This window comes from Novosphingobium gossypii, from assembly GCF_050433305.1.
Lineage (GTDB): Bacteria > Pseudomonadota > Alphaproteobacteria > Sphingomonadales > Sphingomonadaceae > Novosphingobium > Novosphingobium gossypii.
The window spans coordinates 1,063,748-1,079,254 of record NZ_JBNPXM010000001.1; the positions used below are offsets into that span (position 1 = coordinate 1,063,748).

Below are 15,507 nucleotides of genomic sequence, written 5' to 3' on the forward strand. Positions count from 1 at the left end.
CACCCGGTTGACGCCACGCCCGCGCGGTGTGAGCGAACCGTAAACGCGAGGGGCATCACGCCGCCGAACCCTTGCGCGGCTGGAGAGGAACTGCAGGTGGCCCGTGCCTTCGCGCCGCGTTTCGCGGCTTATCTGACGCTGGTATTCATCGTGCTGGGCGTGCTGCAACTGGCCGCCAGCCTGGTGTTCTACCAGTCGATAGACCGGCAGACGCTGGACGAGGATCACGCGCGCCGCATCGCGGAGCTGCTTGTCGTCAGCGACCGCATCCATGCCGCCAACCCCGCGCTTACCGCGCCTACGATGAGCACCCGCCATCTTGCAGCAGCCGTCGGGTTGCAGCCCACGGTCAAAACGCGGACGGCGGACGGCGCTCTCAGCCGGATCGGCGCGCGGATCATAGATTGGGAGCCGGGGCTTGCCGGGCGCGACCTGAGGCTGGCGATGGAGCAGCCGCATCACGGCAAGTCCGATCTGGTCGGCTCGATCCGCATGTCGGATGGGCACTGGCTCAACTTCCGGTCGCGGGACATCAACTCGATGTGGCCGGTCGCCCTGCGCGCCACGGTGCTGACACTGGCAACGACGACCGCGTGCTTCGTGCTGGGCCTGATCGCGCTGCACGTCCTCACCCGCCCGCTACGCCGCATGATCGACGCTGCCGACGCCATCGGCCGGGGGCGCAACGTCATGGTGCAGGAAGGGGGGACGCAGGATCTGCGCAAGCTGGCGCATTCCATGAACCTCATGCAGGAACGCATTGCGCGGCTGCTGCAGGACCAGGCCAAGTCGTTCGAAGCGATCAGCCACGACCTGCGCACCCCGCTGTCGCGCCAGAAGGTCGCCGCCGACCTCCTTGACGATCCCGAACTGGGCAGCGTTATCCGATCCAGCGTCGACGAGATGGAGGCCCTTCTCGCCTCGCTCCAGCGCTTCCTGCGCGCCCAGCATCTGGACGCGGAGCCGGAACGGCTCGACCTTGTCGAACTCGCCCATGAAGTGCTCTCGCCCTATGCCGAGCAGGCGCGGATCGTCACAGCTGGCCCGGCCCATGCCGTTACGTTCCGCGAACCTTTGGCACTGGCGCTGCTGGCATTGGTGGAAAATGCCATCCAGTTCGGCGGAGAGGCCCGCATCTCCATCCAGCGCCACGACCGGCACTGGCGTATCGAGATTGCCGACTCCGGCCCAGGCATCCCGTCCGCCTACTTCGACGCGATCCTCGATCCGTTCTTCCGCCTCGACACCGCACGGGCGCGGGATACCAATGGCTTTGGGCTTGGCATCCCCACCGCGCACCGGCTGATGGTGCGTTTCGACGGGCACCTGTCCTTCGCCGCCGCGCCTGATGGCGGGCTGATCGCGCGACTGGACGTGCCGCATCCCGGCGAGAACTGAGGGCGCATCGGCGCGCTATGGCCTTGGCGTGCCGACGCCGCTATTCCACAGGGTGGATCGGCCCGGCGAGGCCGCCTTTGGAGAGCGACGCGTGAACTGGTGGACAATCGATGAAACCCACGATCCGGCCCGCGCCAGCTGGGTGCCTTCCGCGCAGGGACACCACGACTTCCCGATCCAGAACCTGCCTTTCGCCACTTTCACGCCTTCGTCCGGCGACGAGAGCAGGATCGGCGTCGCCATCGGCGACTTCATCCTGGACCTCGCTGCGGTTGCAGACGCCGGACTGGTGCCCACCCATGTGACGGGCATTTGCCGCGACCCCACGCTTGCCCGCCTGCTGGCCCTGCCGCCGGAGGAGCGCACGGCACTTCGCCGGGCGCTGTCCGATCTACTGAGCGACGTGGCACGGCAGTCCACGGTCGAACCCATGCTGCACCCCGCTGATGCCTGCACGCTGCACCTTCCGACGCGCATCGGGGACTACACGGACTTCTACGTCGGCATCCACCACGCCGGCAATGTGGGCCGCCAGTTCCGGCCCGACAATCCGCTGCTGCCCAACTACAAGCACGTTCCGATCGGCTATCACGGACGCGCCTCCTCCATCCGCCCGTCCGGAGTGCCCGTCGTGCGCCCACGCGGCCAGCGCAAGGCTCCGGACGCCGACGCGCCCGTCTTCGCGCCCTCCGCAAGGCTGGATTACGAACTGGAGATGGGCGTGTGGATCGGCCCCGGCAACACGCTGGGCGAGCCGATCGCGATCGCCGACGCTGCGCAACATATCGCGGGCTTCTGCCTCCTGAACGACTGGTCCGCGCGCGACATTCAGGGGTGGGAATACCAGCCGCTTGGCCCGTTCCTCGCCAAGAACTTCCACACGACGATCTCGCCCTGGGTCGTCACGCCCGAAGCCTTGGCGCCGTTCCGCATCGCCCAGCCGCTCCGGCCCGAGGGCGATCCCCAGCCCCTGCCCTACCTGCAGCTAGCCGATGACCAGCAGCACGGCTCGCTGGCCGTGACGCTCGAAGTGCATCTCACCACGCCAGCGATGCGCGATGCCGGCCTGCCCCCGCACCGGCTCAGCAGCGGCCCGGCAAGCAACATGTACTGGACCGTGCAGCAGATGGTGACGCACCACGCGTCCAACGGCTGCAACCTCTCCCCCGGCGACCTGCTGGGCACCGGCACGATCTCCGCCCCCGACCGCGATGGTTTTGGGAGCCTGCTCGAGCTGTCCGAAGGGGGCAGGAACCCGCTGGCGCTTCCGGGCGGCGAAACCCGCACCTTTCTGGAAGACGGGGACGAGGTGGCACTGTCCGCCACTGCCTCTGCCCCCGGCTATGTGTCCATCGGCTTTGGCGAGTGCCGGGCGCGGATCACTCCAGCGCCCTGACAAGGTCCGCGTTGAAGCGCTGCGGCGCCGTTACCTGCGGGCTGTGCCCATATTCGGGATAAGCGATCAGCCGCGCTCCGCCGATCCGCGCCGCTGCCGCACGCGCCAGCCGGGGATAGTCACCCAGCGTCGCGCGCAGGACCGGATCGGCGCGGTTCTTGCCGATGGCGGTGTTGTCCTTCTCGCCGATCATCAGCACCGTCGGGACGGAAATGCGCTGGATTTCGTGGATGACCGGCTGGTTGAATACCATGTCCGACGTCAGCGCCTGGTTCCACGCCACGATCGCGCCATCCTGCCCCGCGTACATCGACGCCAGCATGTCCACCCAACGGTCGTAGTCCGGGCGCCACTGGCCTGCATAATACGTGCTTTGCTGATAGGCCTTGATGCTGGCCCGCGTGGTCTTGAGTTCGGCGGCGTAGAGCTTGTCCACCGTGGTGTTGGGCACCCCCTTGGCGCGCCAGTCCTCAAGCCCGAGCGGGTTGACCAGCACCAGCTGTGATACGTCGGCCGGGTACTGCAACGCATAGCGCATCGCCAGCATCCCACCCATCGAATGCCCGACGATCACCGGCTTTTCGATCTTCAGCCGCACCAGCAGATCGTGTGTGTTGGCGGCCAGTGTGTGCAGCCCGTACTGGTAGCGCTCCGGCTTGCTCGACTTGCAGAACCCGATCTGGTCGGGCGCAATCACGCGGTACCCGGCGCCTGAAAGCGCACGGATCGTGGTATCCCACGTGCCTGCGCAGAAGTTCTTGCCGTGCAGCAGCACCGCCGTCCGACCGTTGGGCTTTGCGGGCATGACATCGAGGTAGGCCATGTCCAGCGTCTGGCTCTGGCTGGTGAAGCCAAAGTGCTGGACAGGCCGGCCGTAAGAGACGTCGGCCAGCATCGGATCGGCGCGTGCGGGCACGGCCACGACCGACGCCAGAGCTGCGGCAATGCCGATGAAACGCAGGGCTGGCAAAACGATATCTCCTTCAGCAGTTTACCGCTCAATGGTCGCAGACCGCCAAGGTTGCCGCAACACGGCACTTGCGCGCGCCTTTGCGCCCCGGTATCCGCGACCGGGTCCGGACTTATCGTCTGGGCAAAGATCGCGCCGGTGCTCCGAAAGGGGCTTAAAAGGGAAGGCGGTGGGGATGGTCTTCCATCCGAATCCGCAGCTGTCCCTGCAACTGTAAGCGGCGAGCGCGATGCACATCGCTTCCCCACAGCGCGGGAAGCAGCCACTGAGGCCGGACGCTGCGACATGCGAGGCTTCGGGAAGGCCGTGCATCGATGCGTTGACCCGCGAGCCAGGAGACCTGCCTGCGTCCGGTCGCTCTTGCTTTGGCCCAGGGGATGGCCGCGGCACGGTTCACCGTCTGAGCGACGACACGCATGCGGCATGGGGCCGCAGCGGACAGGGTCGCCGGGCGTCTTCGCGCCTGTCCGTCGCCCTTGCCTGCGCCGCCGTCAGCCCGGCGGTAAGCCCCGCCGCGAAACGTCGCCGGCGCGGGAGTGCAGACCTTGAGCAAAGTACCCACCACCGTCATCACCGGCTTCCTGGGCGCCGGCAAGACCACGCTTATCCGCCACCTGCTGCAGAACGCGCATGGCCGCCGCCTGGCGCTGGTCATCAACGAATTCGGCGAGGTTGGCGTCGACGGCGAACTGGTGAAGGGCTGCAACGACGAAGCCTGCCCGGAGGACGACATCCTCGAACTGGCCAACGGCTGCATCTGCTGCACCGTGGCCGACGATTTCCTGCCCACCATGCAGAAGCTGTTGGACCGCCCCACCCCGCCCGATCACATCATCATCGAAACGTCCGGCCTTGCCCTGCCCAAGCCGCTGGTCAAGGCGTTCCAGTGGCCCGACATCCGCACCCGCGCCACGGTAGACGGCGTGGTCGCGCTGATCGATGCAGATGCGGTGGCCGCTGGCCGCTTCGCCACTGACGAGGATGCGCTGGCTGCCGCCCGCGCCGCCGATCCCAACCTCGACCATGACAGCCCGCTGGAGGAACTGTTCGAGGAACAGCTGGGCTGCGCCGACATGGTCGTGCTCAACAAGACCGACCTCGTCGATGCCGACGTGCTGGCGCAAGTGGAGCAAACCGTCCTTTCGCATACCCGCCCCGGCGTTAAGATCGTGCGCGCGGATCACGGCGCGGTCGAGATCGCCGCACTGCTCGGCATCGTCGCGGCGGCAGAGGACGATCTCGACAGCCGCAAGTCGCACATCGACGGCCTCGACGACGATCACGACCACGACGATTTCGACACCTTCATCCTCGAAGGGCGCGAAGTGGCCGATCTCGACGCGCTGCTGGCGGGGCTGCGGGAACAGATCGCCACGCATGACGTGCTGCGCGTGAAGGGTATGGTGGCGCTTGCCGGAAAGCCCAGCCGCCTCGTCGTGCAGGGCGTGGGTCCGCGCATCCAGCACTTCTTCGACCGCGCCTGGAAGGCAGAGGAACCGCGCCGGACCCAGTTGGTGATCATCGGCCAGAAGGGTCTGGACCGCGCGGCGATAGAGACCGCGCTGGCGGACGTGCTCGGCACCGTCGCCGCCTGATGCACCTGCTTTCCGCCACCCCCGGCACGATCTCCAACGGCGAGGAGGCGATCGACCTCGACCAGCAGCCGGGCGACATCGTGATCCTGACGGTGGCGGACAGCGAACTGGCGTGCTTCGCGAAAGCGGCGGCGCAACTGCCGCAAGGGGCGCCCTCCGGGACCAGCCCAAGCGTGCGCCTCGCCAATCTGCTGCAGTTGCGCCACCCCTATTCGGTCGACCTCTACGTAGAGAAGGTGATCGCGCACGCGAAGTTCGTCTGCGTGGTGCTGTTGGGCGGCAAGAGTTACTGGCCCTATGGCATTGACGAGATCGCGCTGGTGGCTCGGGAGCGCGGCATCGCCTTCGCGGCCATAGCCGACGGGCGTGAGGAAGACCCGGCGCTGGCACGGGCATCCACCCTGCCCGCCGCCACCGTGGAGCACCTGCGCGATTACCTGCGGCAGGGCGGCACGGCCAACGCCCTGTCCTTCCTGCGCACCGCCGCGCGCCTGATCCACGCCGATTGCGGTCAGGCCGACGATCCCGTGCCGGTGGCCGATGCGGGCCTTTACCTCGCCGGGATCGACCGTCCCTCGCTGGCCGACCTGCGCGCGTCATGGCAGCCGGACGCGCCGGTCGTGCTGCTGGTGTTCTACCGCGCATTGATGATCGCGGGCACGCTGAACGCGGTCGATGCGATGGTGGCAGCGTTGCGACTGCGCGGCTTCAACGTCGCCGCCGTCCACGTCCGCGCCTTGCGGGAACCTTTCGCGATCGACTGGCTGACCGGTCTGATGGACGGGATCGCGCCCGACGTGATCGTCAACGCCACCAGCTTCGCGTCCTCTTCCAGCGGCGAACCGCGCGTCGGCGGCGTGCTGGAACGCGCCGACTGCCCCATCCTGCAGGTCGCCTTCGCGGGCGTGGAGGAAAGCGCCTGGCGCGATGCCGCGCGTGGTCTGGGTCCGCGCGACCTGGCGATGAACGTGGCCCTGCCCGAAGTGGATGGCCGCCTGTTCACCCGCGCCGTCGCCTTCAAGGCCGCCGAGCGGTTTGACGAAGTGACCCAGTGCGGCATCGTCGTCCCCCGCGTCGCCCCAGATCGGGTCGCCTTCGTTGCGGACCTGGCCGCCAACTGGGCGGCCCTGCGGCGCACGCCGCCCAAGGCGCGCAAGGTAGCGCTGGTGCTTGCCAACTACCCCAACCGCGACGGACGGATCGGCAACGGTGTAGGTCTCGACACGCCCGCCAGCGCAGCCTCTATCCTGTCGAGCCTTGCAGCGGCGGGGTACGACATCGCCGATGCGCCCACCGACGGGCAGGCCCTGATGCGCCTGATGACGGCTGGTGTGACCAACGACCTTTCCTCTCTGGACAGGCCCGGCGAGATCACGCTGCCGCTGGCCGATTACGAGGCCGCCTTCGCGCAAGTGCCCGAAGCCGCGCGGGCCGCCATGGTCGCGCGCTGGGGCGCACCGGAGGCCGACCCTTTCGTCAGGGAAGGCGCGTTCCGGCTGGCGGTCCATCGCTTCGGCAACGTCTGCGTCGCCGTGCAGCCCGCGCGCGGATACAACATCGACGCCAAGGAAACCTACCACGACCCGGCGCTGCCGCCGCCGCATGCCTACCTCGCCTTCCACGTCTGGCTCGACCGCCATTTCGGCGCGCAGGCGCTGGTTCATGTCGGCAAGCACGGCAATCTGGAATGGCTGCCCGGCAAGGCGGTGTCGCTGTCCGCCGATTGCTTCCCCGAGATTTGCGCCGGGCCGGTGCCGCAGCTTTACCCTTTCATCGTCAACGATCCGGGCGAAGGCACGCAGGCCAAGCGGCGCATTGGCGCGGTCATCGTCGATCACCTGACGCCTCCCCTCACCCGCGCGGAAAGCTACGGCCCGCTGAAGCAGCTCGAAGCGCTGGTGGACGAATACTATCTGGCCGCCGGGATGGACCCGCGCCGGCTGGAACGGCTGCGGCGCGACATCATCGACCTTGCCCGCTCGCAAGGGCTGGACAAGGACGCAGGCGCGCAGGGCGATGGCGACGATGCCCTGTCCGCCATCGACAACTACCTGTGCGAACTGAAGGAACTGCAGATCCGCGATGGCCTGCACGTCTTCGGCCAATCGCCCCAGGGTCGCCTGCGGCGCGACCTGCTGGTGGCGCTGGCCCGTACCCCTCGCGGGTATGACGGGCCGGAACAGGCATCGCTGCTGCGGGCGTTGGCGCAGGATTTCGGCTTTGCCTTCGACCCGCTGGACTGCCGCATGGCGGATTGCTGGGAGGGGCCAAGGCCGGGCGTGCTGGCCGCGGTGTCTGACGAACCATGGCGCACGCTGGGGGATACGGTGGAGCGGCTGGAACTGCTGGCGGCAGAGTGGATCGACACCCTGCCCCCGCCCCCCGCATCCCGTCACCCTGAACTTGTTTCAGGGTCCATTTCTCCGCCTGCCTCTGAGGTGGGGGTCACCATCGGCGCTATCGGTTCGCCCCAGCAAAACACCGCGTCTGAGGCGCGATGGACCCTGAAACAAGTTCAGGGTGACGATGTTGGGGAACGTGAATGTAGCCAAGTGGGGGACAGCAAGGTTCAGCCTGTCCTCCACGCCATCGCCAGCAACCTCGCCCCACGTGTGGACGCCTGTGGGTCCGCCGAGACTGCCGCACTACTCGCCGGGCTGGACGGCCGCTTCGTCACGCCTGGCCCTTCCGGCGCGCCGACACGTGGACGCCCGGACGTTCTGCCCACCGGGCGCAATTTCTACTCGGTGGACACGCGCGCGGTGCCCACCGCAGTCGCGTGGGATTTGGGCCAGCGGTCGGCGCAGTTGCTGGTGGAAGACTATCTCCAGCGCGAGGGCGAGTACCCGCGCGCCATCGCCTTGTCCGCATGGGGCACCGCCAACATGCGCACCGGCGGGGACGACATCGCGCAGGCGCTGGCGCTGATGGGCGTGCGGCCGCGCTGGGAATGGACTTCGGGCCGTGTCACCGGGTTCGAGATGATGACGCTGGCCGAACTCGGCCGCCCGCGCGTGGACGTGACCTTGCGCGTGTCGGGCTTCTTCCGCGATGCCTTCCCCGAACAGATGGATTTGATCGACAGCGCCGCCCGCGCCGTCATGGCCCTTGACGAAAGCGACGAGGACAACCCCGCCGCCGCCCGCCACCGCGCCGAAACCGCCGCCCTTGCAGCGCAGGGCGAGGATGCGTCGGTCGCTGCCCGCCGCGCGGGGGCCCGTGTGTTCGGCTCGAAGCCCGGCGCCTATGGTGCGGGCCTGCAGGCGATGATCGACGAAAAGCTGTGGCACGATCGCACGGATCTGGCGAACGTCTACCTCGACTGGGGCAGCTACGCCTACGGATCGGGGGTGGAGGGCGAGGCCGAGCGCGATCTCTACGCCGCCCGCCTGACCCAGGCCGACGCCGTGGTCCAGAACCAGGACAACCGCGAACACGACCTGCTCGACAGTGACGACTACTACCAGTTCGAGGGTGGCATCGCCGCTGCCGTCGAGCACCTGAAGGGCCGCGCGCCGCTGTCCTACCACAACGACCACTCGCGCCCCGAACGCCCGGTGATCCGCACTTTGGCGGACGAGATCGGCCGGATCGTACGCGGGCGCGTCACCAATCCCAAATGGATCGCAGGCGTCATGCGCCACGGCTACAAGGGCGCGTTCGAGATAGCCGCATCGGTCGATTACCTCTTCGCCTTCGCCGCCACCACGAGCGCGGTGCGCGATCACCACTTCGACGCCGTCCACGCCGCCTTCATCGAGGACGAGGCCGTGCGCGCCTTCATGGCCGAGGCCAATCCCGCGGCCCTGCGCGAAACTGCCGCCCGGCTGGCCGAGGCGCTGGAGCGCGGGCTTTGGAAACCCAGATCGAACAGCGCGGGCCTGCTGCTCGCACAAGTCTCAGGAGCATGAATATGGCCCAGCGCACCGACGAACAGCATGCAGAAAAGATGAAGAAAAAGCAGGCCGCGCACGACCGCATCATGGCGGGCAAGACCGTGGAAAAGAGCCTGCTGATCGTCAACACCGGCAAGGGCAAGGGCAAGACCACCGCCGCGCTCGGCATGGTGGTGCGGATGATCGGCCACGGGAAGAAGGTGGGCGTCGTCCAGTTCGTGAAAGGCGCGATGACCACCGGCGAAAAGGCGGTCTTCGATGCCTTCCCCGACCATGTGGAGTTCAAGCCGATGGGCGAAGGCTTCACCTGGAACACCCAGGACCGCGCCCGCGACATCGCCCTTGCGCGCGAGGCATGGGAAGAAGTGAAGCGCATGGTCGCCGATCCCGCCTACGACATGGTGCTGGCCGACGAATTGAACATCGTCCTGCGGTACGACTATCTGCCGCTGGACGAAGTGCTTGAAGTGCTAACCGGACGGGCCGACATGAAGCACGTCGTCGTGACCGGGCGCAACGCCCCCGAGGGTCTGGTCGAAGCCGCGGACCTAGTCACCGAGATGACGCTGGTGAAGCACCCCTTCCGCGAACAGGGCGTGAAAGCGCAGGCGGGCATCGAGTTCTAAGGGCCGACGCAAGGTGCAGCCCACCTTCACCCCCCAATTCCGCGACGACCTCTCCGCTCTCCTCGCATGGCGGCGCGATGTGCGGCATTTCCGCCGCGATCCGCTGGACGATGCGGTCGTGCTGCAGCTGCTTGCCACGGCGCAGCTGGCACCCTCGGTCGGCAATTCGCAGCCCTGGCGCTTCGTGCGGGTGCGTTCCGCACCGCTGCGTCAGGCGCTGGCCGCTCATGCCGACGCGGAAGCTGCTCGCGCCGGGGATGCCGCTTACGAAGGCGAGCGCCACGCCGCCTATACCGCGCTGAAACTCCACGCGCTGGACCATGCGCCCGAAGTCATCGCGGTGTTCTGCGACGAGGATACGCCCGTCGGCATGGGACTTGGCGCCGCAACGATGCCGCAGACGCGCGAATGGTCGGTCGTGATGGCGATCCATACCCTGTGGCTGGCAGCACGGGCGCAGGGACTGGGGCTTGGCTGGGTGTCCATCGTTCGGCCTGAAACGGTCGCCCGCCTGCTGGACACCCCGCCTGCATGGTGCTTCGTGGCCCTGCTGTGCCTGGGTTATCCGCAGGAGCCGGACCTTGTCCCCGAACTTGAGCGGCGCGGCTGGCAGGCCCGACTGGACGTGAGCGCCTGTGTCAGCGAGGTTTGATCCGCCCCGCTCCCTGAGCCATCGCGCGTGCCGCCCGGACATAGGCAGGGCCGCCGCAAACCGTCCACGCCTGCGGGATGGCGATGCGCGGGATCGAGCCGATGACCGGGTGGTGCATCATCGCAGTACCTTCATCGACCACTATATCGGTCGCGCTGTCGACGATCAGGACGTCGGGGCGCGATGCGGCAAGTTCCTCCACGCCCACTTGCGACAGTGCGGGCTTGCCCAGCTTTCCTGCAAGGTTGGTCAGGCCCACGCGCGTCATCATGTCGTCCACCAGCGTGCCGGTACCTGTCAGGTAACCGCGCCGCTGCCAGTAGGCCGCGACAAGCCCGCGTCTGACACGCGGCACGGACGCCAGATCGCGGTTCATCCGCGCGATCAGCGCATCTCCGCGCTCGGGATGCCCCACGGCCAGCGCCACCTTGCGGATGGATGCCAGAATCGCGTCGTAATCGTCGGCGGATTTCAGATCGACCGCCGGGTAGCGCGTCTTCAGCGCCCTGATCGCGGGATTGCGCCGCGCAGGCATGCCGATCACGAGATCGGGGTTGATCGCCATGATCTCCTCCGCCGAACTGTGCAGGAGCGACAGCCCTTTTGCACGGGCGGCGACGGCGGACATCTGCGCATCGGTGGCATAGCGCGTCAGCCCCGCGATCTGCGAACGATCCGCCAGTTCGACCAGCAACTGGTCTGCGCACAGGTTGACCGACACGATGCGCTTCGGGCGCGCATCCGGTGCGCCCCCACGCTCTGCCCCGGCGGCAGTGCCCGCGATTGCGAGAAGTCCGCCGATAGCCAGCGCGGTCGAACGAAGATAAGCCGTCAACGCCATACCGGCGTTTCCATAGCAATACGACTCCGGGACACAAGCGTGACGGAGAGCCGATCCAGACCGAGGTGTTCGTGCCTGAAATTCCCCTGTCCAGCCTGAAGCCGCGTCTGCGGCATCCGGCGCTGGTGCCCCTGCTTGTCGCCGCTATCGTCGCGGTGTTCCTGGCGTCGCTGTCGCTGGGCACGGTGCCGATCCCCATTGCGCAGCTTGCCGATGCCGCCTTCGGTCACGGCGATCCGGTGGTCCGCGCGATCCTGCTGGAACTGCGCCTGCCGCGCACGCTGATAGCGCTGCTGGTCGGCGCGATGCTGGGACTGGCGGGCGCGGCGTTGCAGGGATACCTGCGCAATCCGCTGGCAGAGCCATCGGTTCTGGGCGCGTCCAATTCCGCAGCGCTGGGTGCGGTCGCCGCGATCTATTTCGGGCTGGGAGACCTCAACCCCGCCGTCCTGCCGGTGCTGGCGATCCTCGGCGCACTGGCCAGTCTGGCCCTGCTGTTCGTGCTGGCAGGGCGTGCCGAAGGTCCGCTGGCGCTGATCCTGGCAGGCATTGCTGTCTCCACGCTGGCGGGCGCAGGGATCAGCCTGTCGCTGAACCTCTCCCCCAATCCGTTCGCCGCCATGGAGATCATGACCTGGCTGCTCGGCTCCATTGAGAACCGCGCGATGGAGCATGTGTGGACCGCGCTGCCGTGCATCGTGCTGGGCGCGGCGCTGCTGCTTTACGACGCCCGCGCGCTGGACGCCCTGTCGCTGGGAGAGGACGGTGCGCGGTCTTTGGGTGTCGATCTGGGGCGCACCCGCGCACGGCTGCTGCTGGGCGTGGCAATCGGCGTCGGTGGGGCAGTGGCGGTGTCGGGCTCCATCGGGTTCGTCGGCCTGATCGTGCCGCATCTGGTGCGTCCGCTGACCGACCGAAGCCCTTCTGCCGTGCTGCTGCCGTCCATGCTGGGCGGAGCCGTGCTGCTGGCGGCCGCCGACATCCTGGTTCGCCTGATCCCGACCGCCAGCGAGTTGAAGCTGGGCGTGGTGACCGCGTTCCTGGGCGTCCCGGTCTTCCTTGTCCATCTGCTGAAGGAGCGCCGCCTGTGGTGACGGTGACGATAGAGAACCTGTCCGCCGACCTTGGCCCCAAAGCAGGGCGGCGCGGCGTGCTGCACGGCATCAGCGCCACCCTGCGTCCGGGTGAACTGACCGGCGTGATCGGTCCCAACGGTGCCGGCAAATCTACGCTGATCCGGGCGATCCTGGGCCTGACCCCGGTGTCGCAGGGCAGCGTCGGCATAGATGGGCGCGCGGTGGCGCAGATGCAGCCGCGCGAACTGGCGCGCGTGCTAAGCTACCTGCCTCAGGGGCAGGCGCTGCACTGGCCGCTCAGCGTGGAACGGCTGGTGGCGCTGGGCCGCCTGCCCGGCCTTGGCCCGATGTCGCGCCTTGCCGAGGCGGACCTTGCCGCCATCCACGATGCCATGCAGCGCGCCGACGTGCTGCATCTGACAGGCCGCACCGCCACCGAACTGTCAGGCGGCGAACGCGCCCGCGTGATGCTGGCCCGCGCCCTCGCCGTGGGCGCGCCGGGGCTGATCGCGGACGAGCCCCTCGCCTCGCTCGATCCGGGGCACCAGATCGACGTCATGGAACTGCTGGCGGCAGAGGCCCGCGCCGGGGCCACGGTGGTGACCGTGCTGCACGACCTGACGATGGCCGCCCGCTATTGCCAGCGGCTGCTCCTGATCGATCGCGGCGCACTGGTGGCGCAGGGTTCGCCCGCCGAAGTGCTGACGGGGGAACGACTGCGTACGGTCTACGGCGTGACCGGGCGGATCGACCTGACGGGCGCTGCGCCGATGGTGGTGCCGCTGGAGCGTGTGCGGGGGTAAGACCCGCCCACGCTCAGCGTGCGAACGCCTTCACCTCGGCCAGACGGATCGCCCGCCCTTGGCCGGGCTGCATGCTGACGCGCAGGCGTTCGGCCTCCACCGCGGGCCATGTCACCCGCGTCACGCCATTGGCCAGAGGCGCGGCCTTCGGAGCGGCGACCTGCTGCCAGCGCCCATCGCGCCAAAGCTCGACGCGGATGCTGCGCGGGGCGGCAAAGCGGCTGGCATCGGCAAAGTAGGCCAGTTCCGCCGCGCCCAGGGTGATGCGCTTGCCGAAGTCGAGGGCGTACCACTGCGGCTTGCTGCCGGCATCGGAATCCCACCCGTTGGGCAGTTCGGGATAGAACCACGCACGCCCATCGACGGCATCGTGCAGCTTCTCCGCATCGGTCCCCGAAGAGGCCGTGGGCGTCGGATAACCGCCGCGCACCAGCTGCACCGCAACGTTCTCCTCCCGCACGATCGGCGCGTTGGTCTTGCGCGAAACCGGCACTTCCAGCCTGCCAAGGTCCGCCCGGCGCGCGACTTCGCGACCGTCCACCACAATGGCCAGACCCTTGCCATAGCGCGCGCCCTTCGCGTCCCACGTCACCGAAACCTCGTGCCCGTGGTACGGCACACGCTCGATCCGGAACCAGTCCAGACCGCCGGTCTGCGGCGACAGCGGGTTCACCTCAAGCATGTCGTCCGCACGCGGGCGAATGCCGACGAGGCCAGTCAGGATAAGGTCGATGTAGCCCGAATGGAAATAATGGTGGCTGCGGTCCAGCCCGACGATGGGCTTGCCCGTCTCGGGATCGTAGTCTTCCTCAAGGTCCAGCCTGTCGCCCTGGTAATGCAACTGCGTGTACTGGCGCATCATGTGCATCCAGTCGGCGCGGCTGACGGGGCCGTGCTGGTCGTAATGATCGAGCAGGTTGCCCATCGCGGTCAGCACCTGCGTGGTCTGGTATGGCCAGATCGGCCCGTTCCACTGGCATTCCGGGTCCGGCCCGAGATACCGATACTGCCGCATGTAGTATTCGTAAGTCTTCTCGACCGTACGCATTCCTGCCTTGCCCGCCAGCGACTGCGGATCGGTCAGGTGGCCCCACGCCTTGGCATAGCGCGCATCGTCAGGAACCAGATCGAACATCCAGGGCAGATAGCCGACGAGTTCGCGGTTGCGGATCGGGTCCCAGTATTTGACGTGCTCGTTCGTCAACTGGTGACGGTCGGTGAAATGCTCAAGCTTCGGGTTCCACAAGTCGGCCAGCACCCGCGTGCGCAGCGCCTCGGCGCGATCGGCGTATTCCTTCGCCATCGCCGTGTCGCCCGCCATCGCCGCCATGCGCGACAGGGCGCGGGCATTGGCGAACATGTAGCTGTTGACCGACGGCCGGAACGCATCGCCGCCCCTAAAACCGTCCTTGCCGCCCGACGCATCGATCGAAGACACCGTGTATTCGGTGGCATCCAGAAGCGGCTCCACGAAGTAGAGCCCCTTGGTGAAATCGAACTTTTCGTCCCACAGGCGATAGACGTGGCGCATCACCTGCAGGTGCCGCAGCAACGCCTTGCGGTCGCCGTCGACGAGGTAGCGGCCCCATACCGAATCCGCCATATGATCGGTGAAGTGGCGGTCGTTGCCGCCTTCGTACATGAAATTGATGTAGTCGTCGGTGAAGCGACGATCGTTCAGCCAGCGCCCCTCGGCGATGTGAAAGCCGCTGGCGTCGTTCAGGCTGGCGAACGGATGGCGCTGCCAGTCCACGTCGTCGGCGAATTCGGTGGTGATGTAGCCCTGCTCGCCGAGATCGCGCTGATGGGCACGGAACAGGCCCCAGCGGTAATAATAAACCGCGTCGATGCGCTCATCGGAGGATTCGAAGAAGGGAATGCGCTGGAGGTACCAGTCCGCATCGTTGCCGAACCGGCTGCGGGCGATGGCCTGCGTATCCATCGGCGGCCCAGATGCAGGGGCAGACGCAGGCGGGCTGGCCGCCGTTGCAAGGAGTGCCAAAACAGGAAGGGCCATGACGGCCAGTTTCTTGCGCAAGTTCTCGGTCCTCCGTCCGCGTCACCCCGGCAAAGGCCGGGACCGCTGACCATGAGCAACCGATGTTGCTGCCGGCTTCCCCGCGATGTTACGCAAGTGCAGCCAGCCAGCGGACCCGGGCCATGCCGGGACGGGGTATCTCAGCAAAGAGGGCGGCCGAACCGTGCCGGGTGTTGGGAGAGGAAGGAGCCCCGACCCGTTCCGGCCGCCCGAGCG

11 protein-coding genes and 1 riboswitch are annotated in these 15,507 nt (G+C 67.6%); of the genes, 8 read left to right on the forward strand and 3 right to left on the reverse strand.

Features of this window, described 5'->3' with window-relative positions; translation table 11 throughout:
• Positions 1-96 precede the first annotated feature (96 nt).
• Both GGR40_RS05410 and fahA read left to right on the forward strand, forming a co-directional pair.
• Complete coding sequence (locus GGR40_RS05410; RefSeq protein WP_429275139.1) at positions 97-1,398, forward strand: sensor histidine kinase; 1,302 nt, start codon at positions 97-99, stop codon at positions 1,396-1,398.
• Between the two features lie 91 nt (positions 1,399-1,489).
• Positions 1,490-2,794, forward strand: a complete 1,305-nt coding sequence (gene fahA, locus GGR40_RS05415) for a fumarylacetoacetase (RefSeq protein ID WP_429275140.1) — start codon at positions 1,490-1,492, stop codon at positions 2,792-2,794.
• Here the strand turns inward: fahA and GGR40_RS05420 are convergent.
• Entirely contained in the window at positions 2,778-3,764 is a 987-nt protein-coding gene (locus tag GGR40_RS05420) for an alpha/beta fold hydrolase (protein ID WP_429275141.1), read from the reverse strand. The two genes, fahA and GGR40_RS05420, sit on opposite strands and share 17 nt — an antisense overlap.
• Before the next feature lie 119 nt (positions 3,765-3,883).
• Positions 3,884-4,126, forward strand: a riboswitch (cobalamin riboswitch).
• Between the two features lie 183 nt (positions 4,127-4,309).
• Between GGR40_RS05420 and cobW the strand changes: the two genes are divergently transcribed.
• From cobW to bluB, 4 genes are read left to right on the forward strand one after another with little or no spacing between them, the layout of a single operon-like run.
• On the forward strand, positions 4,310-5,359 hold the full coding sequence (cobW, locus tag GGR40_RS05425; RefSeq protein WP_429275142.1) for a cobalamin biosynthesis protein CobW: 1,050 nt from the start codon (positions 4,310-4,312) through the stop codon (positions 5,357-5,359).
• Complete coding sequence (gene cobN, locus GGR40_RS05430; protein WP_429275143.1) at positions 5,359-9,270, forward strand: cobaltochelatase subunit CobN; 3,912 nt, start codon at positions 5,359-5,361, stop codon at positions 9,268-9,270. The genes cobW and cobN overlap by 1 nt, the downstream gene beginning before the upstream one ends.
• Before the next feature lie 2 nt (positions 9,271-9,272).
• Complete coding sequence (gene cobO, locus GGR40_RS05435) at positions 9,273-9,881, forward strand: cob(I)yrinic acid a,c-diamide adenosyltransferase (protein WP_429275144.1); 609 nt, start codon at positions 9,273-9,275, stop codon at positions 9,879-9,881.
• Between the two features lie 13 nt (positions 9,882-9,894).
• On the forward strand, positions 9,895-10,533 hold the full coding sequence (gene bluB / locus GGR40_RS05440; protein ID WP_429275145.1) for a 5,6-dimethylbenzimidazole synthase: 639 nt from the start codon (positions 9,895-9,897) through the stop codon (positions 10,531-10,533).
• Here the strand turns inward: bluB and GGR40_RS05445 are convergent.
• Entirely contained in the window at positions 10,520-11,374 is an 855-nt protein-coding gene (locus tag GGR40_RS05445) for an ABC transporter substrate-binding protein (RefSeq protein WP_429275146.1), read from the reverse strand. The genes bluB and GGR40_RS05445 overlap by 14 nt on opposite strands.
• 107 nt (positions 11,375-11,481) lie before the next feature.
• Here GGR40_RS05445 and GGR40_RS05450 point away from each other — a divergent pair, with 107 nt between their 5' ends.
• Both GGR40_RS05450 and GGR40_RS05455 read left to right on the forward strand, forming a co-directional pair.
• Positions 11,482-12,468, forward strand: coding sequence for a FecCD family ABC transporter permease (locus GGR40_RS05450; protein WP_429275230.1), 987 nt, complete (start codon positions 11,482-11,484; stop codon positions 12,466-12,468).
• Positions 12,462-13,253: an ABC transporter ATP-binding protein gene (locus tag GGR40_RS05455; protein WP_429275147.1), complete on the forward strand. Its 792-nt coding sequence runs from the start codon at positions 12,462-12,464 to the stop codon at positions 13,251-13,253. The genes GGR40_RS05450 and GGR40_RS05455 overlap by 7 nt, the downstream gene beginning before the upstream one ends.
• A gap of 13 nt (positions 13,254-13,266) precedes the next feature.
• On the opposite strand, the gene GGR40_RS05460 is transcribed toward GGR40_RS05455, so the two are convergent.
• The gene (locus GGR40_RS05460) at positions 13,267-15,255 is read right to left on the reverse strand and encodes an MGH1-like glycoside hydrolase domain-containing protein (RefSeq protein WP_429275148.1); all 1,989 of its coding nucleotides are present in this window, start codon (positions 15,253-15,255) and stop codon (positions 13,267-13,269) included.
• Between the last annotated feature and the right edge of the window lie 252 nt (positions 15,256-15,507).

Bases quoted from the DNA above. Each gene is read 5' to 3' on its own strand.
- GGR40_RS05445 (WP_429275146.1), bottom strand. From the start codon at position 11,374: ATGGCGTTGACGGCTTATCTTCGTTCGACCGCGCTGGCTATCGGCGGA.
- cobO (WP_429275144.1), top strand. From the start codon at position 9,273: ATGGCCCAGCGCACCGACGAACAGCATGCAGAAAAGATGAAGAAAAAG.
- cobN (WP_429275143.1), top strand. From the start codon at position 5,359: ATGCACCTGCTTTCCGCCACCCCCGGCACGATCTCCAACGGCGAGGAG.